This is a genomic window from Actinacidiphila glaucinigra, assembly GCF_900188405.1.
Classification (GTDB): domain Bacteria; phylum Actinomycetota; class Actinomycetes; order Streptomycetales; family Streptomycetaceae; genus Actinacidiphila; species Actinacidiphila glaucinigra.
Map to the genome: position 1 here is coordinate 156,819 of NZ_FZOF01000004.1, position 21,724 is coordinate 178,542.

21 protein-coding genes are annotated in these 21,724 nt (G+C 73.6%); 11 read left to right on the forward strand and 10 right to left on the reverse strand.

From position 1 onward, the window contains the following. The first annotated feature begins 144 nt into the window (after positions 1 to 144). From CHF15_RS09715 to CHF15_RS09725, 3 genes are all read left to right on the forward strand, one after another. Complete coding sequence (locus CHF15_RS09715) at positions 145 to 552, forward strand: ATP-binding protein (RefSeq protein WP_089223268.1); 408 nt, start codon at positions 145 to 147, stop codon at positions 550 to 552. Positions 553 to 681: 129 nt separating this feature from the next. Continuing rightward, entirely contained in the window at positions 682 to 1,326 is a 645-nt protein-coding gene (locus CHF15_RS09720) for a hypothetical protein (protein ID WP_089223269.1), read from the forward strand. Continuing rightward, a complete protein-coding gene (locus CHF15_RS09725) occupies positions 1,323 to 1,994 on the forward strand; it encodes a hypothetical protein (RefSeq protein ID WP_089223270.1) in 672 nt (223 codons plus the stop codon). The genes CHF15_RS09720 and CHF15_RS09725 overlap by 4 nt, the downstream gene beginning before the upstream one ends. An 87-nt stretch (positions 1,995 to 2,081) precedes the next feature. Here CHF15_RS09725 and CHF15_RS09730 read toward each other — a convergent pair whose 3' ends face one another. After that, positions 2,082 to 2,585: a DUF6328 family protein gene (locus CHF15_RS09730; protein WP_089223559.1), complete on the reverse strand. Its 504-nt coding sequence runs from the start codon at positions 2,583 to 2,585 to the stop codon at positions 2,082 to 2,084. Positions 2,586 to 2,754: 169 nt separating this feature from the next. Next, positions 2,755 to 3,018, reverse strand: coding sequence for a GlsB/YeaQ/YmgE family stress response membrane protein (locus CHF15_RS09735; RefSeq protein ID WP_089223560.1), 264 nt, complete (start codon positions 3,016 to 3,018; stop codon positions 2,755 to 2,757). Between the two features lie 170 nt (positions 3,019 to 3,188). On the opposite strand from CHF15_RS09735, the gene CHF15_RS09740 reads away from it, so the two are divergent. Further along, positions 3,189 to 4,016 (forward strand): DUF1206 domain-containing protein, encoded by an 828-nt coding sequence (locus tag CHF15_RS09740; RefSeq protein ID WP_089223271.1) that lies wholly within the window; start codon positions 3,189 to 3,191, stop codon positions 4,014 to 4,016. A gap of 19 nt (positions 4,017 to 4,035) precedes the next feature. Here the strand turns inward: CHF15_RS09740 and CHF15_RS09745 are convergent, their stop codons facing one another. From CHF15_RS09745 to CHF15_RS09760, 4 genes are all read right to left on the reverse strand, one after another. Next, positions 4,036 to 4,473 carry a response regulator gene (locus CHF15_RS09745; RefSeq protein ID WP_089223561.1) on the reverse strand — a complete coding sequence of 146 codons (438 nt, stop codon included), beginning with the start codon at positions 4,471 to 4,473 and terminating at the stop codon, positions 4,036 to 4,038. A 2-nt stretch (positions 4,474 to 4,475) separates the two neighbouring features. Continuing rightward, a complete protein-coding gene (locus CHF15_RS09750; protein ID WP_245938751.1) occupies positions 4,476 to 6,089 on the reverse strand; it encodes a sensor histidine kinase in 1,614 nt (537 codons plus the stop codon). Beyond that, entirely contained in the window at positions 6,086 to 7,303 is a 1,218-nt protein-coding gene (locus CHF15_RS09755; protein WP_089223272.1) for a PP2C family protein-serine/threonine phosphatase, read from the reverse strand. Before CHF15_RS09755 ends, CHF15_RS09750 begins: the two co-directional genes overlap by 4 nt. Before the next feature lie 219 nt (positions 7,304 to 7,522). After that, complete coding sequence (locus CHF15_RS09760) at positions 7,523 to 8,017, reverse strand: MarR family winged helix-turn-helix transcriptional regulator (protein WP_179279719.1); 495 nt, start codon at positions 8,015 to 8,017, stop codon at positions 7,523 to 7,525. 136 nt (positions 8,018 to 8,153) lie between these two features. On the opposite strand from CHF15_RS09760, the gene CHF15_RS09765 reads away from it, so the two are divergent. From CHF15_RS09765 to CHF15_RS09775, 3 genes are all read left to right on the forward strand, one after another. After that, positions 8,154 to 9,311, forward strand: a complete 1,158-nt coding sequence (locus tag CHF15_RS09765; RefSeq protein ID WP_089223273.1) for a PP2C family protein-serine/threonine phosphatase — start codon at positions 8,154 to 8,156, stop codon at positions 9,309 to 9,311. Between the two features lie 227 nt (positions 9,312 to 9,538). After that, on the forward strand, positions 9,539 to 11,098 hold the full coding sequence (locus tag CHF15_RS09770) for a PP2C family protein-serine/threonine phosphatase (RefSeq protein WP_089223274.1): 1,560 nt from the start codon (positions 9,539 to 9,541) through the stop codon (positions 11,096 to 11,098). A gap of 156 nt (positions 11,099 to 11,254) precedes the next feature. After that, positions 11,255 to 12,031, forward strand: coding sequence for a MerR family transcriptional regulator (locus CHF15_RS09775; protein ID WP_089223275.1), 777 nt, complete (start codon positions 11,255 to 11,257; stop codon positions 12,029 to 12,031). A 93-nt stretch (positions 12,032 to 12,124) separates the two neighbouring features. Here CHF15_RS09775 and CHF15_RS09780 read toward each other — a convergent pair whose 3' ends face one another. From CHF15_RS09780 to CHF15_RS09795, 4 genes are all read right to left on the reverse strand, one after another. Next, positions 12,125 to 14,308, reverse strand: a complete 2,184-nt coding sequence (locus CHF15_RS09780; protein ID WP_089223276.1) for a 3-hydroxyacyl-CoA dehydrogenase NAD-binding domain-containing protein — start codon at positions 14,306 to 14,308, stop codon at positions 12,125 to 12,127. A gap of 37 nt (positions 14,309 to 14,345) precedes the next feature. Then, positions 14,346 to 15,560, reverse strand: a complete 1,215-nt coding sequence (locus CHF15_RS09785; protein ID WP_089223277.1) for an acetyl-CoA C-acetyltransferase — start codon at positions 15,558 to 15,560, stop codon at positions 14,346 to 14,348. Between the two features lie 66 nt (positions 15,561 to 15,626). After that, positions 15,627 to 16,769 (reverse strand): acyl-CoA dehydrogenase family protein, encoded by a 1,143-nt coding sequence (locus CHF15_RS09790; RefSeq protein ID WP_089223278.1) that lies wholly within the window; start codon positions 16,767 to 16,769, stop codon positions 15,627 to 15,629. Positions 16,770 to 16,799: 30 nt separating this feature from the next. Further along, positions 16,800 to 18,020: a CaiB/BaiF CoA transferase family protein gene (locus CHF15_RS09795; RefSeq protein WP_245938752.1), complete on the reverse strand. Its 1,221-nt coding sequence runs from the start codon at positions 18,018 to 18,020 to the stop codon at positions 16,800 to 16,802. Positions 18,021 to 18,177: 157 nt separating this feature from the next. Here CHF15_RS09795 and CHF15_RS09800 point away from each other — a divergent pair, with 157 nt between their 5' ends. From CHF15_RS09800 to tgmA, 4 genes are all read left to right on the forward strand, one after another. Then, positions 18,178 to 19,065 (forward strand): amidohydrolase family protein, encoded by an 888-nt coding sequence (locus CHF15_RS09800; RefSeq protein WP_089223564.1) that lies wholly within the window; start codon positions 18,178 to 18,180, stop codon positions 19,063 to 19,065. Next, a complete protein-coding gene (locus CHF15_RS09805; protein ID WP_089223280.1) occupies positions 19,062 to 19,616 on the forward strand; it encodes a GNAT family N-acetyltransferase in 555 nt (184 codons plus the stop codon). Before CHF15_RS09800 ends, CHF15_RS09805 begins: the two co-directional genes overlap by 4 nt. A gap of 174 nt (positions 19,617 to 19,790) precedes the next feature. Next, positions 19,791 to 21,278 carry a cryptochrome/photolyase family protein gene (locus CHF15_RS09810; RefSeq protein ID WP_089223281.1) on the forward strand — a complete coding sequence of 496 codons (1,488 nt, stop codon included), beginning with the start codon at positions 19,791 to 19,793 and terminating at the stop codon, positions 21,276 to 21,278. Between the two features lie 242 nt (positions 21,279 to 21,520). Beyond that, on the forward strand, positions 21,521 to 21,712 hold the full coding sequence (gene tgmA, locus CHF15_RS09815; protein WP_018562451.1) for a putative ATP-grasp-modified RiPP: 192 nt from the start codon (positions 21,521 to 21,523) through the stop codon (positions 21,710 to 21,712). The last annotated feature ends 12 nt before the right edge of the window (positions 21,713 to 21,724 follow it).

Sequence of the window (21,724 nt, forward strand, 5' to 3'; positions counted from 1 at the left end):
CGTACGTTGCCCCTCGGGTACCCGCTCCTCCACGAAGCATTCCCACCATTCCCGGATGGACGTGAATCGCGCCAAGGGCAGCGTAGGACCGGCCAGTCCGGGCAGACCAGTGAGGGACCGAGGATGCCTACGGGGTGATCGTGCGTGTACAGCATTGACCTAGACGCGGAAGGCGCGGGGATCGTGCGGCCCGTGCCGGCGGACCGGCCGCTGCCCACCACCATCGGCGAGGCGCGTGACTTTGCCCGTGCGCGGCTGCGAGGAGTCGATCCGGAGCGGGTCGAGGACTGCCTGCTGGTCGTCTCCGAACTGGTCACCAACGCCTTCCGGTACGGCGGCGGGCTGGCGGGCCTCGACGTGGTGGCGGTACCGGACGCGATCCGCGTGTCCGTCCAGGACCACAACGACCGGCTGCCGGCCCCGCCCCCGCCCTCCGAGCGCTTCCTGCCCGGCGGCTACGGCCTGCGCCTGGTGCGCCGGCTGGCCCGGGACATCCGGGTGACGCTGCTGCGCGCGGGCGGCAAGGTCATCCACGTGCACCTGCCGCGCTGACGCTCCCCTGCCCCGACGTCGTACGTGTGGACGAACGGATCGCGGTAACACGCACTTCTGGTGCAACGAGACCCGCACCACGGCCAGTTCGAACGTCGGGGCCGGACGACGGCCCCCGGGAGGCACACCATGACCACGGGCATCATCATCGGGGCGGTCGTCGTCGTTGTCCTGATCGCCCTCGCCGCGGTCGTCACGACGCGGCGCGGCGGCGGCACGGGGCAGCTCAGGCGACGCTTCGGACCGGAGTACGAACGCACGGTCGCCCGGCACGAAGGCGACACGGACGCGGCGCACCGCGAGCTGCAGGGGCGCGTCGACCGGCACGGCGGTCTGGCCCCTGAGCCGCTGAGCGCACGTCGGACCGAGGAGTACCGCGCCCGGTGGGCCGCCCTGCAGGAGCGGTTCGTCGACTCCCCCGCGCAGGCGGTGCGGGAGGCGTCGGGGCTGCTGGACCGGCTGGCGCACGAACGCGGCTTCCCGGAGCACACCTCGGGCGAGCAGATCGACGCGCTGTCGGTCCACCGCCCCCGGCACCTCCAGGCCTACCGCGACCTGCGCGGCGCCGCGGAATCCCGGAAGGACGGTGACCGCACCACGGCGGACACCGAGGAACTGCGCGCGCGGCTGCTCGGCGCGCGGGCGCTGTTCGACGACCTCATCGCGGTGGACAAGGAGCCCCGCACCACCTCGCGCGAGGACGGCGCGGGTGACGCGGACTCCGGCCGCAACGGCTCCCACCGCTTCCACCTGCCGTCCTGGAGCAATCGATGAACCCCACGCACGAGCACCACGACACCGAAGGAACCGACGGAACCGACGAGAGCGACCGGGCCGCCACGACGTCCGGCACCGGCACCGGCACCGGCACCGGACGCGAGGGGCGCACGGCCCCCTCCGGGCAGACCCCCGGCAAGCCGACGTTCTCCGCCGCGCCGGAGAGCGCGGACACGAAGGACGAGCCTCCTGCCGCGCGCCGGCCCACCGGATGGTCGCGGCCCGAGGACGGCGCGAAGCCCGAGCACGGCGCGAAGCCCGAGCACGGCCCGAAGCCCGAGCACAGCGCGAAGCCCGCGACCGCCGGCGGCCCCGGCCCCGCGGCGGCGGAGAAGCCCGGCGGCAGCCCGGCGCGGCAGGAGGAGCGGGTGCCCGCCCCGGGCGCTCCGCCGCGCGTGGACGGCGCGGTGGACAAGCTGCAGCAGCGGCTGCAGCACGCCGTCGGCGGCTTCGTCGACGAGCCGCGCCACGCCGTGGAGGAGGCCGACGAGGTCCTCGGCGAGGCCACCGAGCGGCTGGTGGAGGAACTGCGCAGCCGACGCGACGAACTGCGCTCGGGCTGGCGGGCCGGCGGACGGAACGAGAGCGAGAACGGCGACACCGAGAGGCTGCGCCTGGCCCTGCGGGGCTACCGCGACCTCGTCGACCGCGTCCTGCGCGTCTGAGGACCGTACGCCTCGAACGACATGAACGCGGTGGCCGGAAAACCCTGGGGTTTCCGGCCACCGCGTCCATGTGCGCCCGGCCGTGGATCAGTCGCCCGTGTGGCGGTACCGGGCCCAGATCGGCAGCCCGTACCAGCAGACGAGGTACCAGACCAGGACCGCGGCGACGAGCCAGGGCACATAGGCGTCGTGGGTGGCGGCGCGCAGCACCAGCAGCAGCGCCGAGGTCATCGTGGCCAGCAGCAGCACGAGCCCAACGAAGGTGAGCCGAGAGGCCCAGCGCACGGCCTGCGGCTTGATGCGGCGGCCGGAGACGACCCGGTGGAAGGAGACCGGGCCGATCAGCGCCCCGGTCGCGCAGGCGCCGAGCACCACCGTGACGATGTAGATCGTGTGGTCGGTCGTCCCGAGCCGCTGGTAGTGCGGGGTGAAGACGACGGTCAGCAGAAAGCCGAAGAGGATCTGCACGCCCGTCTGGGCGACCCGCACCTCCTGGATGAGCTCGCCCCACTTCCGGTCGGCGCGCTCGTCCTCAGTCTCGTCACGCCCGTCCCTCGGGCCGGTCCGGCCGTCCGCGTCGCCCCTGGACATGGCACCCTCCCACTGCTCGGTCGTGCACGTCATAGCTGACTTACCATCGGCTGCCCGTGGCGCGCGCGGCGTGGCCCGGGCATGACGAGGACGGCGACCGGTCCGGTCGCCGTCCTCGTACGCGGTCCGGCCGCCCCCACCCGCGGCGGGGGCGGCCGGACCGCAGTGCTCACCGCCGCGACTTGCTGCGCGACAGCAGGCTCACTCCGACGGCCGCGAGGCCGATCTGTATCAACCACTCGACCCAGTCGACGCCGTCGGTGTCGGCGACGCCGAACCCCTGGGCGATCGCGCTGCCGATGAAGGCGGCCACGATGCCGACGACGATCGTCCACAGCACTCCGATCGGCTGTCGCCCCGGCGCCACCAGACGCCCCAGCACACCGATGATCAGACCGATCACGATGGCACTGATGATGCTCGAGATCTCCATCTCCACCTCAACCCCAACCTTGTCCGGCCCCTGGCCGGAAGTGTGTTCGCACCACGCGGATACCCCGGGCCGGACACTCCACGCAGCCGCGCGCCGCCGTGTCGCCGGGTGTGTTCCGGCCGCGACGGGGCACCCGGTGGACCGAAGGCAGTCGGGGCAGGGAGGCCGGTGTGGACACGACGGTGGGTGCGGGCGCGGTACGGCCCGGGACGCGGGGGAGGAAGACGATCCGCGCCGGGGCGCGGGCGGGCCTCGCGGCGCGCGGGGTCGTCTACGCGCTGCTCGGGGTGCTCGCGCTGCGGGTCGCCTTCGACGGGTCCTCGGAGCAGGCCGACCGGGGCGGCGCGGTCGCCCGGCTCGCGGCGCAGCCCTTCGGGGGGTACCTGGTCTGGGCCCTGGCGGTGGGGTTCGCCGGGATGACGCTGTGGCGGTTGTCGGAGGCCGCGTTCGGCGCGGCGGGTCCTGACGGCGGCAAGGCCGGCAAGCGGCTCATGTCCGCGGCCCGCGCGGTGTTCTACGCCTTCGTGACGTACTCGGTGGTGACCTTCGCGGTGGACGGCTCCTCCGCCGGCGGTTCGAGCGACAAGACCTCCAAGGACGTCACCGCGCACGCCCTGGGCTGGCCCATGGGCCGCTGGCTGGTGGGGGCGGCGGGGCTGGCCCTCGCGGGAGCCGGGGTGTGGATCGCGGTACGGGCGCTGCTGCGGCGCTTCCGCAAACACCTGCGGACCGGCGCGATGTCACGGCGGGTGCGCCGGGTGGTCGACTTCCTCGGGGTCGCCGGAGGGAGCAGCCGCGGCGTGGTCTTCGCCGCCGCGGGCTGCTTCGTCGTCGTCGCGGCGGTCCGTTTCGACCCGGATCGGGCGAAGGGGCTGGACGACACCCTGCGCACGTTCCGGGACACCCCCGCCGGGCCGTGGCTGCTGGCGGTGATCGCCGCGGGGCTGGCCCTGTTCGGGGTGTTCTCCTGGGCGATGGCCCGCTGGCGGCAGGTCTGAGCGGCGCCGGGCGCCCGGTTCAGCGGCCCGGGAGCTTCACCACCGTCACGAAGAAGTCGTCGATCTGCCGGACCACGTCGATGAAGCGTTCGAAGTCCACCGGCTTGGTCACATAGGCGTTGGCGTGCAGCTTGTAGCTGCGCAGAATGTCCTCCTCGGCCTCGGAGGTGGTGAGGACGACGACCGGGATGGTGCACAGGTCGGCGTCGGCCTTGATCGCGGCGAGCACCTGGCGGCCGTCGAAGCGGGGCAGGTTGAGGTCGAGGAGGATCAGCCCGGGGCGCGGCGCGCCGGCGTGGGCGCCGCGCCGGTGGAGGAAGTCGAGGGCCTCCTCGCCGTCCCGTACGACGTGCAGGACGTTGCGGACCTTGTTCTCCTGGAACGCCTCGCGGGTCATCAGCTCGTCGCCGGGGTCGTCCTCGACGAGCAGCACGATGATCGGTTCCGGTTCCTGCAGGTTCAAGCGGACTCCTCGTCCGGTGCGGGTGCCCGCTCGGCGGCCGCCGGCAGGGTGAAGCGGATGCGGGTGCCCTCCGGACGGCCGGGGTCGAGCCGGATCCGGCCGCCGTGGTACTCGACGATCTTCTTGCACAGCGCGAGCCCGATGCCCGTACCGCCGTATCCGTCCCGGCTGTGCAGGCGCTGGAAGATGACGAAGATCTTGTCGGCGAACTCCGCCGGAACGCCGATGCCGTTGTCGGTGACGGAGAAGTGGAGCATGCCGTCCCCGTCAGGACTCCCGGAGTCCTGCGGCGCTCCCGGCTCGTCCAGGGTGATGGTCACCCGGGGCGGCCGGTCCTCCGCACGGAACTTGACGGCGTTGCCGACCAGGTTCTGCCAGAGCATGGCCAGCAGGGTCGGGTCGCCCACGGTGCCGGGCAGCGCGGGCGGGCGCTCGATCACGGCACCCGACTCCTCTATCGCCACGGACAGGTTGCCCAGCGCGCGGTCCAGCGGCTCGTCCAGGGCGACCGGCACGCTGGCGTCGCCCAGCCGTCCGACCCGGGAGAAGGTCAGCAGGTCGTTGATGAGCACCTGCATGCGCTTGGCGCCGTCGACGGCGAAGGCGATGTACTGCGTGCCGCGTTCGTCGAGGCTCTCGCCGTACCGCTTCTCCAGCAGTTGGCAGAAGGACGCGACCTTGCGCAGCGGTTCCTGCAGGTCGTGCGAGGCGACGTAGGCGAACTGCTCCAGCTCCGCGTTGGAGCGGCGCAGTTCCTCGGCCTGCGCCTCGCGCAGTTCGCCCTCGTGGCGCAGTTGCTCCTCCTTGCGCCGCGACTCCCCCAGGTCGGTGACGATGCGCCGCCGCATCGCTTCCACGGCGGCGCCGACGGCGTGCAGGTCGGCGGGGCCGTGGGACGGGATACGGCGGTCGTATTCGCCGCCCGACACGTTCTGCACGGCCTCGCGGAGCCGGTTCAGCGGCCGGACGACCATCACCCGCACCAGGACGGCGAGCGCGACGGCGGTGAGGAAGAAGGCCACGACCATGAGCCCGAAGACCCGGTCGCGCAGGGTGCGGGCGTCCGCCAGCTGCCGCGTGCCGGCGGCGCGTTCCGCGTCCAGCCGGCGGGCCTGGGTCCCGGACAGGGCGCGGACCCGGTCGAAGGCCTCCTTGCCCCGGCGGGTGGTGGCCGCGTCGGGGGTGCCGCGGCCGAGGGCCTTGGTGCGGTCGACGACCTGCTGCGCGTACCGCCGGCGCCAGTCGGCGGCGGCCTGCCGCAGCGCGTCCAGGTCGCGTACGAGTTCCGGGAGGCCGTCCACGAGGCCGCGCATGCGACGGGCGGCGTCCTCCTCGACGGCCCGGCCGCGGGTGTAGGGCTCCAAAAAGTCCGGGTCGCCGGTGATGGCGTAGCCGCGGACCCCGGTCTCCTGGTCGACGAGGGCGGTCTGCAGCCGGTAGGCCTCGACCCGCGCGGGCGAGACCCGGGCGATCAGGTGGTCCGAGACCTCGGCCGTGCGCCGCAGCTGGGTGAAGCCGACGCCCGCGGCCACGGTCATGAACACCCCCAGGGCGGCGAGGACCAGCACGATCCAGCCCTGGACGGTCAGCCGCGCGGGGGTGGCGGTCACGGCGAGGCGCTCCAGGTGAGGTGGACCACCGCCAGGTCGTCGTCCAGGCCGCCGTGGTCGGCGGCCAGTGCCTCGGCGCGCGCGATCAGGGTGTCGACGAACTCCGAGGCGGGCAGCGTGGCGTGCTGCCTGGCCAGGGCGAGCAGGCCGTCCTCGCCGAGCCGTCCCTCGTCGGTGCGGCCCTCGAACAGCCCGTCCGTGAAGAGCATCAGCGACTGGCCGGGCCGCAGTTCGAGCCGGCCCTCGGGCCACTCCCCCATGCCGGGCACCACGCCCAGGGCGGGCCCGCGGGGCGGCTCGGTGTACTCGACGGTGCCGTCCGGGGTGAGGTTGAGCAGTCCGTGGTGGCCCGCCCGCCAGACCCGGGCCGTGCGGCGGTCGGGCGCGAGGGTGAGGATGGTGGCCGTGGCGAAGATCTCGGGGGCGGCGCGTTCGGCCACCAGCACCTGCTCCAGCAGGGCGAGTTGCCGGGCGCCCTCGACGCCGGTCAGCACCAGGGTGCGCCAGGCGATGCGCAGTCCGACGCCGAGCGCGGCCTCGTCGGGCCCGTGCCCGGAGACGTCCCCGATGAGGGTGTGGACGACGCCCTCGGTGGTCTCCACGACGTCGTAGAAGTCACCGCCGAGCAGGGAGTCGGCCCGGCCCGGACGGTAGCGGGGTGTGACGGTGACGTCCTTGGTGCGCAGCATGGGCAGCGGGAGCAGTCCGCGCTCCAGGCGCGCGTTCTCCTGGGCCCGCATCTGGCTGGCCCGCAGGGCGAGGGCCGCCCGTTCGGCCTGTTTGCGTTCGACCGCGTAGCGCAGCGCGCGCCCCAGGAGTTCGCCCTCGACCCGCCCCTTGACCAGGTAGTCCTGGGCGCCGGCGGAGAGCGCGGCCAGGCCGGTCCGCTCCTCGGCGAGACCGGTGAGCACGACGACGGCGGCACGGTCGGTGAGCGACAGTGCCCGGCCGAGGGCGTCGAGGCCCTGGCCGTCGGGCAGGTGCAGGTCGAGCAGGACGCAGTCGGCGGGGCGGGCGGCCAGTTCGGTGCCGGCCTCGGCCAGCGTGCGTACCCAGCGCAGTTCGACGGGCACCCCGCTGTCGGCGACCAGTTCCTCGACGAGCAGCGCGTCCCCCGCGTCGTCCTCGACGAGGAGGACGGAGAGCCGGCTGCGCCGGCCGTCGCCCTGTCTGGGGATGACGCCCTCGGGGGGCGTCAGCGTGTTGCCTTCCACATCGTCTCCCCACCCCTGTGGTGCCCCAGGTGGGGCGATGGGATCGTACGCGAACGGCACCCTGGCCGGATGCCCTTTGGGTCAGTGCCGATCATCTTCGATCATTGCCGTTTGGCAACAGTAGTCGAACACAACGATCGCCCGCAGTTCGGCCCGCCGGTGGGCACCCCCCGGCGCGGGGCGCACGGCCGGGCGCACCCGGGGACCGGGACCGGACGACTACGCGGTGTGGCTGCGGCCTCCGGGCAGCGGCCGTACGGCGCCCAGCCCCGTCGCCTCTGCGGCGGAGCGGAACGCGGTCAGCCCCTCCAGCAGGGCGCGGCGGGCGCGTTCGGGCATCGCCGACACGACCGTCGCCAGTTCCTCCTCCCTGCGTTCCCGCAGCTGGGCGAGGAAGGCGGTACCGCGCGGCGTGAGCCACAGGCACACCTCGCGGCGTGAGGTGGGGCTGGTGTCCCGGGTGAGGTAGCCCACCGCCTGCAGCCGGTCGCAGAGCCGGCTCACCGCGGGCGGCCCGGCGCCCAGGACGTCGCACAGCGTCCGCAGGTTGATCCCCTCGTTGCCCTCCAGCGCGAACAGCACGCGCAACTGCGAGGGCGGCACGGGCGGGTCCCCCGCGTCCCGGCCGCGGCCCCACAGCACCTCGAGTGCCTCGACCACGGACGACGCCGCGGCCACGGCGGCGTCCCGCTGCGATCCGGTGGTGGCGGGCAAGGGGACCTCCTCACGGCGTGCCGCCGGAGGGATACCGCCGGCGAGCGGGTAGACGAAGACAGGACAGGGCGCGCCAAACGACGCGCCACCACGCTAACCGACCCGCCCCCGCACCCAGAAGGACCGTCGCACCCCGGTGAACCGACACGCCCCCCTCGCCGCCGAACGCGCCCTGCGCGCCGCGCCCCCGCACGCCCTGCCCGCCGCCCTGACGGACGTCCTGCGCACCCACTGCGCGGCCCGCTCCGTGGAGATCCTGCTCGCCGACTACGGCCTGGCGGTGCTCCAGCCGGTCTCCGCGCCCGAGCCCACGGAGGCCGCCGTGCCCCTCGCGGGAACACCCGAGGGCCGGGCCTTCGGCGCCCAGGAACCGTTCGCCGAGGCGGCCGGAGACGAGGGCGTGCGCCTCCACCTTCCGGTGAGCGTGCGCGGTGACCGCATCGGCGTGCTCAGCGTCGCGCTGCCCGGCGAACCCGCGCCCGAGGAGGTGCGCGACCTCACCGAGATCGCGGAGATGCTCGGCCACCACCTCCTCGTCGCCGACCGGGACACCGACCGCTACCTGCGCGCCCGCCGCCGGAACCGGCTCACCCTCGCCGCCGAGGTGCAGTGGGGGCTGCTGCCCGGACGGGCCTGCGCCCGCCCCGAGTACGCCCTCGGCGCCCAGCTGGAGCCCGCCTACGACATCCACGGCGACAACTTCGACTGGTCGGCCGCCGCGCGGGACCTCACGCTGACCGTCACCAACGGCATGGGACAGGGCATCGAGGCCGCCCTGCTGACCAGCCTCACCGTGAACGCGCTGCGCAACGCCCGGCGCGCCGGCGTCCCCCTCGCCGACCAGGCGATGCTCGCGGACCAGGCCGTCTACGCCCGGTACCGCGGCGAACAGTACGTGTCGGTCCTGCTGATGCGCTTCGACCTGGCGACCGGCGCGGCCGAGGTGGTCGAGGCCGGATCGCCGCGCGTGTACCGGCTGCGCGGCTCGGCGGTGGACCGGATCGACTTCGAGGCCCAGTCCCCCCTGGGCATGTTCGAGGACACCCCCTACGTCCCGCAGCCCTTCGAGGTGCGCTCCGGGGACCGGCTCCTGATCGTCAGCGACGGCGTCTACGCGACCGCCTCACCCGGCGGCGAGACGTACGGCGAACGGGCGCTGGCCCGTGCGGTCCTGGCCACCCGGCTGCTCCCGGCCGCGGACGTCCCGCGGGCGATCCTGGGCGAACTGCCGGGTCACCGCGTGCTGCCGGAGGCCGAGGACGACGCGCTGGTGATGTGCCTGGACTGGTTGTGAACCGCTGGGAGGAGCTTGCCCGGTGACGGGGGATGGGGAAGACTCTTGCCGAAGGGCAACTGTCTGCCCGGCCAACCTTCGTCCAGGTACGAGAGGACCGGAGCGATCCCGACGGTCCCACAGGGCCCCGGCCTTGCTCCCACCGCATCGTGACGTCTCTCCCGCCTCCGCGCTCGCCAGTGGCCCGAGAGCAGGGGTCAGCCACCTCCGCTCGGATCGGGCAGCGGGTGCTGCGCGCGCTCGTCGAGTCCCTGACCGAGACCGCCGTCGTGGTCAGCGACCGCGCCGGGGTGATCCGTGCCGTCAACGCCGTGATCACCTCCTGGGCGCCGCGGCTGGTGGCCGGCCGCGTGCTCGCCGAGACCGCCCCCGCCTGGCTGACGGCGGCGGACGCCTCGGGCACCGCCACCGCCCACGGAGGCATGGGGAGCCGGCAGGTGACGGCACGCCGCGCCGAGCTCCCGGGCGGCCACCACGCCTGGTACCTCACCGACGTGACGGACGCCCGCAGCACCGACCGCGAACTACGGCTGGCCCACGGCCGCGCGGAGTTCCTGGCCGAGGCGTCCGCCGGGCTGCTCTCCTCGCTCGACCCGCGCACGTGTGCGACCGCCACGGCGGAGCTGGCCGCCTCACGGCTCGCCGACGCCGCGGTGGTCGTCTCCCCGCCCGACCGGGAGGGGTTGCGGCTGACCCGGGCCGTCACCGGCCGCCCCGGCGTGGAGGAGTCCGCCCTGGCCGCCGACCCCGCCGAGGTGCCGGGGCTGGCCGAGGCGCTGACCGGGTTCCCCCCGCCGCCGTCCCGCCGGACGGATCCCGTGCGGGCCCCGGACTGGCTGCTTCCGGAGGGTTTCGGCACCCCGGTGTCGCTGCTGGTCACCCCGCTGCCGGGCGACGCGGTCCCGGCGGGCGCACTCGTCCTGCTGCGCCGCCCCGGTGGGCCGTTCACGGTCGAGGAGGAGGCCTTCGCCCGGGTCTTCGCCGCCCGCGCCGGCGCCGCGATCTCCGCCTCCGTCCGCTACACCGAGCAGGCGCGCAGCGCCGCCGTGCTCCAGGAGGACCTGCTGCCGCCGCGGCTGGGGCCCATCAGGGGCACCGAGGTGGCGGGTTCCTACCGGCCGTCCCGTGAGACGCTGCGCGTCGGCGGGGACTTCTACGACACCTACCCGGCGAAGGACTCCGACGGCGAGAGCACCGTGGTGCTGGGGGACGTGTGCGGCAAGGGCCTGGAGGCCGCCGTCCTCACCGGCAAGATCCGCAACACCCTCAGCGCCCTGCGATTGGTCGAGACCGACCACGTGCGGCTGCTGACACTGCTCAACCACGCGCTCCTCGACACCGCCCACACGCGCTTCGCCACCATGGTGCTGGCGGGCGTCACCCCGCTCGGCCGCGGTCAGGTGCGGCTGCGGCTGACCACGGGCGGCCATCCGGCCCCGCTCATCCTGCGGGTCTCCGGCGATGTGGAGGAGGCCGGCACCTCCGGCACCCTGATCGGCGCGGTGCCCGACGTGCGGGCCACGACCTTCACCACGGTGCTGCAGCCCGGCGAGAGCTGCCTGCTGTACTCGGACGGGGTCACCGAGGCCCGCGGCGGGGTGACAGGCCGTGAGTTCTTCGGCTCCGAGCGGCTGAAGACGACCGTGGCCGACTGCGTCGGCATGCCGGTGGAGTCCCTGGTCGAGCATGTGGAGATGCGCACCACCGAGTGGCTCGCCGACCGCCCCCACGACGACATCGCGCTGGTCGGCGTGGCCGCCCCGCGCGGCACCGTCCGAGTACGGTGAACGGCCCACGGAGCGGCCGGGTGCACGGGACGGGCACCGTGAGCGCGCGCAGGGCGCCCTGCGGACCGCCGGAGGCGCACGGCCCCGGCGCCGCACCCTGACCGGTCATACTGGTGTCATGACCAGCGCGGCGAGGCAGAGAGCGAGATCCGGCGCATGACGCAGTCCCCCGCCCGGCAGACCGCGCCGGCGGCCGAGGAGCCGCGTCTGACGGTGGACGAGCTCGCGGCACGGTCCGGTACGACGGTCCGCACGATCCGCTTCTACAGCGCCAAGGGCCTGCTGCCGCCGCCGGAACTGGGCACCCGCCGCATCGGTCTGTACGGGCCGGACCACCTCGCCCGGCTGGCGTTGATCGAGGAGCTGCAGCGGCAGGGGCTGACCCTGGCCGCGATCGGCCGCTACCTGGAGCAGCTGCCCGCCGACATCACCCCCGAGGACCTCGCGCTGCACCGGGCGCTGGTGGCGACGTGGATGCCCGACGCGGCGGAGGAACTGGCCCGGGACGGGCTGGAGCAGCGGGCGGGCCGGCCGCTGAGCGGCCACGACCTGGACCGGCTCGCCGCCATGGGCGTCCTGCACCCCACCGCGGACCCCGGTGTGCTGCTGGTGAACCCGGCGCTGCTGCACCTGGGGGTGCGCCTGCTGGACGTGCCGATCCCGCTGGAGACGCTGCTCGCCACCCGGGAGATCGTGCTGAAGCACGCCCGCGCGGTCGCCCACGAGCTGCACCGGCTCTTCCAGCAGGAGGTGTGGCAGCCGTACGTGGCCGGGCGCCCGGCGCCCGAGGAGCGGGCCCGGATGCGCAGGCTCACCGACGACCTGCAGCCGATGGTCGTCCAGGCCCTGGTCACCGCCTTCCAGCGGTCGCTCGCCGAGGAACTGCGGGCCACCGCCGCCGGGTTCGGCGACCGGGGGCGCGGCGGGGAGTGAGACGGCGGCGCCGCGGTCCCCCCACCGAGGGGGGCCGCGGCGCCGGCGTCCGGGCCGGTCGTACGGGCCGGTCGTACGGGTCAGCCGTACGGCTCAGCCGTCGGTGAAGGTCTCGCCCCGCCCGGCCTTCCGCACCAGCAGCTCCGGGGCCGCGAAGCGCTCGCCGTACGCGGCCCTCAGCTCCTCGGCGCGGGCCAGGAAGCCGGCCGGGCCTCCGGAGTAGCCGTTGACGTACTGCAGGACACCGCCGGTCCAGGCGGGGAAGCCGATGCCCAGGATGGAACCGATGTTGGCGTCGGTGACGGAGGTCAGAACGCCCTCCTCCAGGCAGCGGACGGAGTCCAGCGCCTCCACGAAGAGCATGCGCTCCTTGAGGTCCTCCAGGGGGACGGCCGCCGCCTCGGGCTTGGTGAAGTGCTCGCGAAGCCCGGGCCACAGGCCCGCCCGCTTGCCGTCGGCGTAGTCGTAGAACCCGGCGCCGCCGCTGCGTCCGGTGCGTCCGAACTCCTCGACCATGCGGTCGACGACGGCATCGGCGGGATGCGGCTGCCAGGTGCCGCCTGCCTCCTCCACGGCGCGCCGCGACTCCTCGCGGATCTTGCGGGGCAGAGTGAGCGTCAGCTCGTCCATCAGGGAGAGCACCTTGGCCGGGTAACCGGCCTGGGCGGCGGCCTGTTCCACGGTCGCGGGGTCGACGCCCTCGCCGACCATCGCCACCCCCTCGTTGATGAAGTGCCCGATGACGCGCGAGGTGAAGAAGCCCCGCGAGTCGTTGACGACGATCGGGGTCTTGCGGATCTGCCGGACCAGGTCGAAGGCGCGGGCGATCGCCTCGTCGCCGGTGCGGGCCCCCTTGATGATCTCGACCAGCGGCATCCTGTCGACCGGCGAGAAGAAGTGCAGGCCGATGAAGTCCTCGCGGCGCTGCACGCCCTCCGCCAGGAGCGAGATGGGCAGGGTGGAGGTGTTGGAGCACAGCAGGGCGTCGGGGGCGACGACGCCCTCGATCTCCTGGAACACCTTGTGCTTCAGGGCCGGGTCCTCGAAGACCGCCTCGATGACGGCGTCGCAGCCCGCCAGGTCCTGCGGGTCGGCGGTGGCGTGGATCCGGGCGAGCAGCTCGTCCCGCTTCTCCTGGGTGGTACGGCCCCTGGCCAGGGCCTTGTCGAGGAGACCGGCGGAGTACGCCTTGCCGCGCTCGGCGGCCTCGGCGCTGACGTCCTTCAGGACGACCTCGATGCCGGCCTTGGCGCACGAGTAGGCGATGCCCGCGCCCATCATGCCGGCGCCGAGCACGGCCACCTTGGTGACGGTGCGGGCCGGTACGTCCTTGGGGCGGCTGGCACCGGAGTTGACGGCCTGCATGTCGAAGAAGAAGGCCTGGATCATGTTCTTGGCGATCGGGCCGGTCACCAGCTCGGTGAAGTAGCGGGCCTCGATGGCGAAAGCGGTGTCGACGTCGACCTGGGCGCTCTCCACGGCGGTGGCGAGGATGTTGCGCTGGGCCGGGTAGGGGGCGCCGGCGAGCTGCTTGCGCAGGTTGGCCGGGAAGGCGGGCAGGTTGGCGGCGAACTTGGGCGTGCTGGGGGTGCCGCCGGGGATGCGGTAGCCCTTGGCGTCCCAGGGCTGCGCCGACTCGGGGTGGGCGTCGATGAAGGCGTGCGCCCTGGCGAGCATGTCGTCGTGGTCGGTCGCGACCTCGTGGACCAGCCCGTTCTCCAGCGCGCGCCGCGGGTCGTACTGGTTGCCCTGCAGCAGCACCTTCAGCAGCGCGTCGGTGATGCCGAGCAGCCGCACCGTGCGGACGACCCCGCCGCCGCCGGGGAGCAGGCCGAGGGTGGCCTCGGGCAGGCCGATCTTCGAGCCGGGCGCGTCGAGTGCCACGCGATGGTGGCAGGCGAGCGCGATCTCGTAACCGCCGCCGAGGGCCGCGCCGTTGATGGCGGCGACGACGGGCTTGCCGAGGGTCTCGATGCGGCGCAGGTCGCGCTTCATGCCCATGCCGGCCTCGAAGATCTGCGGGGCGTCCTCGGGCCCCGCCTTGATCATGTCCTTGAGGTCGCCGCCGGCGAAGAAGGTCTTCTTGGCGGAGGTGACGATGACGCCGCGGACGGAGTCGCGTTCCGCCTCCAGGCGGTCGGCGACGGCCCGCAGGGACTCCCTGAAGGCCTGGTTCATGGTGTTCGCGGACTGGTTCGGGTCGTCGAGGACGAGGGTGACGACCCCGGTCTCGTCCTGTTCCCAGCGGATGGTGGTGTTCGTCGGAAGAGCGGTCATGTTCGGTCGGCTCCGTAGCGGGGTGCGGGACAGCAGGTCAGAGGCGCTCGACGACGGTGGCGATGCCCATGCCGCCGCCGACGCACAGCGTGGCGAGTCCGTACCGCTGGTCGCGGCGTTCCAGTTCGTCGACGAGGGTCCCCAGGATCATGGCGCCGGTGGCACCGAGGGGGTGGCCGAGCGCGATGGCGCCGCCGTTGACGTTGACCTTGTCGTGGCTCAGGCCCATCTCGCGCATGAAGCGCAGGACGACCGCGGCGAAGGCCTCGTTGATCTCGACCAGGTCGATGTCGTCGACGGTCAGCCCGGCCTTGGCGAGCGCCTTGCGGCAGGCGGGGGCGGGGCCGGTGAGCATGATGGTGGGGTCCGAGCCGGAGACCGCGGCGGAGACGATGCGGGCGCGCGGGGTCAGGCCGAAGCGCTCGCCTGTCTCGCGGTTGCCGATGGCCACCAGTGCGGCGCCGTCCACGATGCCCGAGGAGTTGCCCGCGTGGTGGACGTGGTCGATCCTCTCGACCCAGTGGTACTTCTGCAGCGCGACGGCGTCGAAGCCGCCCGCCTCGCCGATCGTGGCGAAGGACGGCTTGAGCCCCGCCAGGCTCTCCGCGGTGGTGCCGGGCCGGATGTGCTCGTCGCGGTCGAGGACGACCAGGCCGTTGCGGTCGACGACGGGGACGACGGAGCGGTCGAAGCGGCCCTCCTTCCACGCCTCGACGGCGCGGGCCTGCGACTCGGCGGCGTAGGAGTCCACGTCGTGGCGGCTGAAGCCCTCGATGGTGGCGATGAGGTCGGCGCCGACGCCCTGGGGCACGAAGCCCGTGGTGTAGCTGGTCATCGGGTCCATGGCCCAGGCGCCGCCGTCGGAGCCCATGGCGACACGGGACATCGACTCCACGCCGCCCGCGAGCACCAGGTCCTCCCAGCCGGAGCGGACCTTGGCGGCGGCCATGTTGACGGCCTCCAGGCCGGAGGCGCAGAAGCGGTTCTCCTGGACGCCGGCCACGGTCTCGGGCAGCCCGGCGGCGATGGCGGCGGTCTTGGCGATGTCGGAGCCCTGGTCGCCGATCGGGGTGACGACACCGAGCACGATGTCGTCGATTGCGGCCGGGTCGAGGCCCGGCAGGCGGCGGCGCAGTTCGTCGATGAGCCCGGTGACCAGGTCGATGGGCTTGGTGCCGTGCAGGGAGCCGTTGGCCTTGCCGCGCCCGCGCGGGGTGCGGATGGCCTCGTAGACGTAGGCGTCGGTGCTCAACGTCGGATGCCTTTCGATGAGGGTGTCGGTGTGGGTGTGGGTGTGGGGGTGGTGCGAGGGGGTGGATCAGCCGAGCAGCGAACGGCCGATGATCTCCTTCATGATCTCCGTGGTGCCGCCGTAGATGGTCTGGACACGTCCGTCGGTGAAGGCCCTGGCGATCGGGAACTCGCTCATGTAGCCGTAGCCGCCGTGCAGTTGCAAACACCTGTCGGTGACCCGCTTCTGCAGTTCCGTCGCCCACCATTTGGCCATCGACGCGTGCACCGCGTCGAGGCGGCCCGCCGCGTGCTCGCCGACGCAACGGTCGACGAAGGCGCGTGTGACGGCGCACTCGGTGGCCATCTCGGCGATCTCGAAGCGTATGTGCTGGAGCCGCGCGAGCTGCCGGCCGAAGGCCTCGCGCTCCTTGACGTAGGTGGTGGTGAGGTCCAGCAGGTGCTCGGCGGCCGCCGCCGCGGCGACGGCGATGGTGAGCCGCTCCTGGGCGAGGTTGGCCATGAGGTGGAGGAAGGCCTGGTTCTCGGTGCCCAGCAGGTTCTCCTTGGGCACCCGTACGTCGCGGAAGAAGAGTTCGGCGGTGTCCTGGGCCCTCTGGCCGATCTTGTCGAGGTTGCGGCCGCGTTCGAAGCCGGGCATGCCGCGTTCCACCACGAGCAGGCTCAGCCCGCGCGCGCCGCCCTCGGGGGTGGTGCGGGCGACGACCACGACGAGGTCGGCGAGGATCCCGTTGGAGATGAAGGTCTTGGAGCCGTTGAGGACCCAGGCGTCGCCCTCGTCGGCGGTGGTGGTGCGGATGCCCTGCAGGTCAGAGCCGGCGCCGGGCTCGGTCATGGCGATGGCCGTGATGGTCTCGCCGCTGCAGAACCCGGGCAGCCAGCGCCGCTTCTGCTCCTCGGTGGCCAGCCCGGTCAGGTACGGGCCGACGATGTCGTTGTGGAGGCCGAGGGCGAGCCCGTGCGCTCCGGCGCGCGCGAACTCCTCGGCCAGCACGACCGCGTAGCGGAAGTCGTCGCCGCCTCCGCCGCCGTACTCCTCCGGCACCGAGAGGCCGAGCAGGCCCTGGCGGCCGGCGGCGAGCCAGGCCTCGCGGTCGACGATGCCGGCCTTCTCCCAGCGCTCGTGGTGCGGCAGCACCTCCCTGGCCAGGAAGGCCCTGACGGTCTCCCGGAACGCCTCGTGCTCGGCCGTGAAGAGGTCGCGCCGCATGCTGGTGCCTGCCTTCCGCCGGTGGCCCGGCTACGGGAGCCGGTCGCCGGCCCGCTCGACGAGGGGGGTGGGCGTCGTGACCCCGGGGACGGACACCGGAAGGTCCCAGTCGCGGGCGACCTCCGCGGTGTGCGCGCCGGGCAGGGCGGGCGGCCGCCGCAGCGCGCCGGGCGTCGCGGAGAAGCGCGGGGCGGGAGCGGGCTGGGTGATGCCGCCGGTGGCGGCGAAGGTGCCGCGGGCGGCCAGGTGGGGATGGGACGCGGCCTCGGCCAGCGAGAGCACCGGCGCCGTGCACGCGTCGCTGCCCTCGAAGACCTCCGTCCACTCCCGACGGGTACGGGACATGAAGCGGGCCGCGATCAGGGTGCGCAGTTCGTCCCAGCGTCCGAGGTCGCCCCGGTCCGGCGCGTCCTCCGGGAGGCCGAGCAGCCGGGCGAACTCCGCGTAGAAGGCGGGTTCCAGGGCGCCGACGGCCATCCAGCCGCCGTCGGCGGTCCCGTAGACGGCGTAGTAGGGGCAGCCGCCGTCCAGCAGGTTGGCGCCCCGCCGGTCCTGCCAGCCGCCGGCGGCGACCATGCCGCGGATCATCGCGCCGAGGTGGGCGACGCCGTCGACGACGGCCGCGTCGACGACCTGGCCGGTGCCGGTGGCGCGGGCGTGGTGCAGGGCCGCGAGCACACCGGTGACCAGGTAGAGGGAGCCGCCGGCGTAGTCCCCGAGCAGATTGGCCGGGATCGCGGGCGGACCGTCGCCGGGGCCGATCATCCCCAGGGCCCCGGCGACGGCGATGTACCCGATGTCGTGCCCGGCGCGCGGGGCGAGCGGCCCGTCCTGACCCCAGCCGGTCATGCGGCCGTAGACGAGGCGGGGGTTGCGGGCGTGGCAGTCGGCCGGGCCGACGCCGAGGCGTTCGGCGACGCCGGGGCGGTTGCCCTCCAGCAGGACGTCGGCACGGGCGGCGAGGTCCAGGACCAGCCGGACGCCCTCCTCGCTCTTGAGGTCGGCGACCACGGAGCGCTTGTTGCGGTTGGTGACGTCGTGCGCCGGGTCGACGCCGAGGCGGGGGCCGCCCGGCCGGTCGACGCGGACGACGTCGGCGCCGAGGTCGCCGAGGAGCATGGCGGCGAAGGGGGCCGGACCGATGCCGGCCAGCTCCACCACGCGCACACCGGCGAGCGGTCCTCCGGCGGAGGACGCTTCTCCCGGCCGTTCCCCCGGTCGTTCCCCCGGTCGCGTTCGCGCCTCGGTCATCGGGGCCTCCGGCTTCGCGACGAGCATGACAGTATTGCTGTAACACTGGCGATGCTATGGATGCGCGATGCCGATGACAAGGGCCGCAGCCCCGGCGGGCCGCGGTTCGTGTGAGGATCACCGCCATGGAGGAGGCACAGTGGCAGAGGTGACGGACATGGCGCCGGCGGACGAGGCCCTACGGGTGAGGCGGCTCTGGCAGGACCTGGGCCTGCCGGGGATCGTGGACGTCCACACCCACTTCATGCCCGACCGCGTGCTGGCCAAGGTCTGGGCGTACTTCGACTCGGCCGGCCCGCTCACGGGCCGACCGTGGCCGATCGCCTACCGCACCGACGAGGACGAGCGGGTGGCCACGCTGCGGGCGTTCGGGGTGCGCGCCTTCACCTCGATGCTCTACCCGCACAAGCCCGCGATGGCCGCCTGGCTGAACTCCTGGGCCGCCGGCTTCGCCGCCCGGACGCCCGACTGCCTGCACACGGCGACCTTCTTCCCGGAGCCGGAGGCGCCGGGCTACGTCCGGCAGGCGCTGGAGGCGGGCGCCCGGGTCTTCAAGTGCCACGTGCAGGTCGGCGCCTTCGACCCCAACGACGCGCTGCTCGACCCCGTCTGGGGCCTGCTCGCGGACAGCGGCGTCCCCGTCGTCACCCACTGCGGTTCGGGGCCCGTCCCCGGCCGCCACACCGGCCCCGGCCCGATCGCCCGGCTGCTGGCCCGGCACCCCCGGCTGCGGCTGGTCGTCGCGCACATGGGCATGCCGGAGTACGGGGCGTTCCTGGACCTCGCCGAGCGGTACGAGGGCGTGCACCTGGACACGACGATGGCGTTCACGGACTTCAGCGAGGCCGACGCGCCCTTCCCGCCCCCGGAGCGCAAGCGACTGGCCGACCTCGGCGAACGCGTCCTGTTCGGCAGCGACTTCCCCAACATCCCGTACGCGTACCCGCACGCCCTGCAGGCGCTGACGCGGCTGGAGCTGGGCGAGGCGTGGGCGCGGGGCGTCCTGTACGGCAACGCCGTCCGGCTCTTCGGGATCCCGCGGTGACGCCGCCCGCGCGCCCCTGCGCGCCCGAGGCGATCACCACGCCGCGGCTGGTGCTCGAACCGCTGCGGGTCGATCACGCGCGGGAGATGGCCGACGTGCTCTGCGACCCCGGGCTCCACGAGTTCACCGGTGGCACCCCGTACGACGCGCCGGGTCTGCGCGCCCGCTACACCCGCCTGGTCGCCGGCTCCGGGGACCCCGCCGTGTCCTGGTGGAACTGGGTGGTCCGGCTGCGCGCGGAGGACCGCCTCACGGGCACCGTGCAGGCCACGGTGGCGTGGGACACCCCCGACGGCACGGTCGCGGAGGTCGCCTGGGTGACCGGCGTCCCCTGGCAGGGCCGCGGCATCGCCACCGAGGCCGCCGTCGCCCTCGTCGCCCGGCTCGCGGCACTCCCCGTGGACCGCGTCGTCGCCCATGTCCACCCCGGTCACGTTGCGTCCCGTTCCGTCGCCGCGGCCGCCGGCCTCACCCCCACGTCCGTCGTCGTGGACGGCGAGGTCCGCTGGCAGCGCGACGTCACCCGGCCCGGCGGGGCACAGGGCGGCTGACGCCGTCCGGGCGCGGCACTCCGCGGTACTCCGGTACTCCGTACGACGACATCGGCGCCCCGCGGCGGGCGCCGTTGCGGGCGTCGGGCGCCGCCGTGATGAAGGATGTCCCCCGCCCGGGACATCCGGTACATCCCGGACGTCCGCCCTACGTCGCACGGGAGGTGCGCCCGCATGGCGCCACGTCCGCACTGGCTCTTCGGCGACCAGCTGGGACCGCACTTCCTCGACCCCGGCGTGCCCGTGGTAATGGTCGAGGCGCGCTCGGCGTTCGCCCGGCGCCGCTCGCACCGGGCCAAGGCCCACCTCCTGCTGTCCGCGATGCGGCACCGGGCGGCGGAACTCGGCGACCGTGTGCGCTACGTGCGGGCCGGCACCTATCGCGAGGGGCTGCGCGAGGCGGCCGGCGACGCGCGGGTGACGGTGTCCCGGCCGAGCTCGCGGGCCGCGCTGCGGCTGGTGGAGTCGATGGACCGGGTCGAGGTCCTGCCGGACCGCGGATTCCTGGTGTCGCGCGAGGAGTTCGCCGGCTGGCTCGAGGATCGCGGCGGGGCACGCCTGCGGCTGGAGGACTTCTACCGCTGGGTGCGCCGCTCCCACGACCTGCTGATGGACGGCGGCGAACCGGCCGGCGGCCGCTGGAACCTGGACCACGACAACCGGGAGCCGCCCCCGCGCGACCGGGACGACCTCGGGGTACCGCCGCCCTGGCGGCCGCACGAGGACGAGATCGACGAGGAGGTCCGGCGCGACCTCGACCGCTGGGAGCGCGAGGGCCGGGTCCGCTTCGTCGGCCGCGACGGCCCCCGGTTGTTCCCCGTGACCCGGCGCGAGGCCCTGTCGGCGCTGCGCTCCTTCGTCGCGCACCGGCTGCCGGAGTTCGGGCGGTACGAGGACGCCATGCTCGCCGGGGACCCGGTGATGAGCCACAGCCTGCTCTCCGCCCCGCTGAACCTGGGGCTGCTGCACCCCGCCGAGTGCGTCGAGCGGGCCGAGCGCGCGTTGCGCTCAGGTGACGCGCCGCTGAACAGCGTGGAGGGCTTCGTCCGGCAGATCGCCGGCTGGCGGGAGTACGTGCAGCAGTTGTACTGGCACTTCGGCGCGGACTACCGGCAGCGCAACGAACTGCGGCACCACACACGGCTGCCGCGCTGGTTCCTGGAACTGGACGCGGACGCGGTGCGGGCGCGCTGCCTGTCGACGGTGCTGGCCCAGGTCCGCGACACGGGGTGGACCCACCACACCCCCCGGCTGATGGTGCTGGGCAGCCACGCGCTCCAACACGGCTGGGATCCGGCGGAGTTGACCGACTGGTTCCACCGCTGCTTCGTCGACGGCCACGACTGGGTGATGGCGCCGAACGTGGTCGGGATGTCCCAGTACGCGGACGGCGGGCTGATGACGACCAAGCCGTACACCTCCGCGGGCGCCTACATCCACCGCATGAGCGACCTCTGCGACGGCTGCGCCTACCGGCCCGCCGAACGGACGGGCGAGCGCGCCTGCCCGTACACCACCGGCTACTGGTCCTTCGTGCACCGGCACCGCGATCTGCTCGCCGCCAACCACCGTACGGCGAGGGCGGTTCGAGGTCTGGAGCGGCTCGGGAACCTGCCCGAGGTGCTGGCGCTGGAGGAGGAACGCGGGCGACGGGCTCCGTGACAGTGCGCAACCCAGGCCGTGCAGCGGGTACCCGTAGACAAGTACCCCCTGGCGATACCTACGAAAGAGAGTCACTTGGTCACTCTGAGTAGCGAACCCATGCACTTCAAGCACGTATAGTTACCTGCGTCACACCAGTTACAGGGAACGGTTCAGGGCACCACGTGAGTCTCATACGTAGGGCCGCAGTTGGGCACTTGAGCTGGTTGCTGCCCGACGCGCAGGAGAAGTGAGGAGAAGCCATGCGACCGTTCGCGCTGATTCATGCCCGGCCGGCCACACCCGAAACATTTGTAGCGCCGTACACCTACGATTCCGCCCTGCAGCTGAACGTGCTCCCCGACGGACGCCCCGTCATCACCGACCGCGCGCTGCTGCTCGCCACGGCCGCCACCGTCTCCACCGCCGGCTCCAAGACGCACTTCGACGACTGAGCACCCCGAACC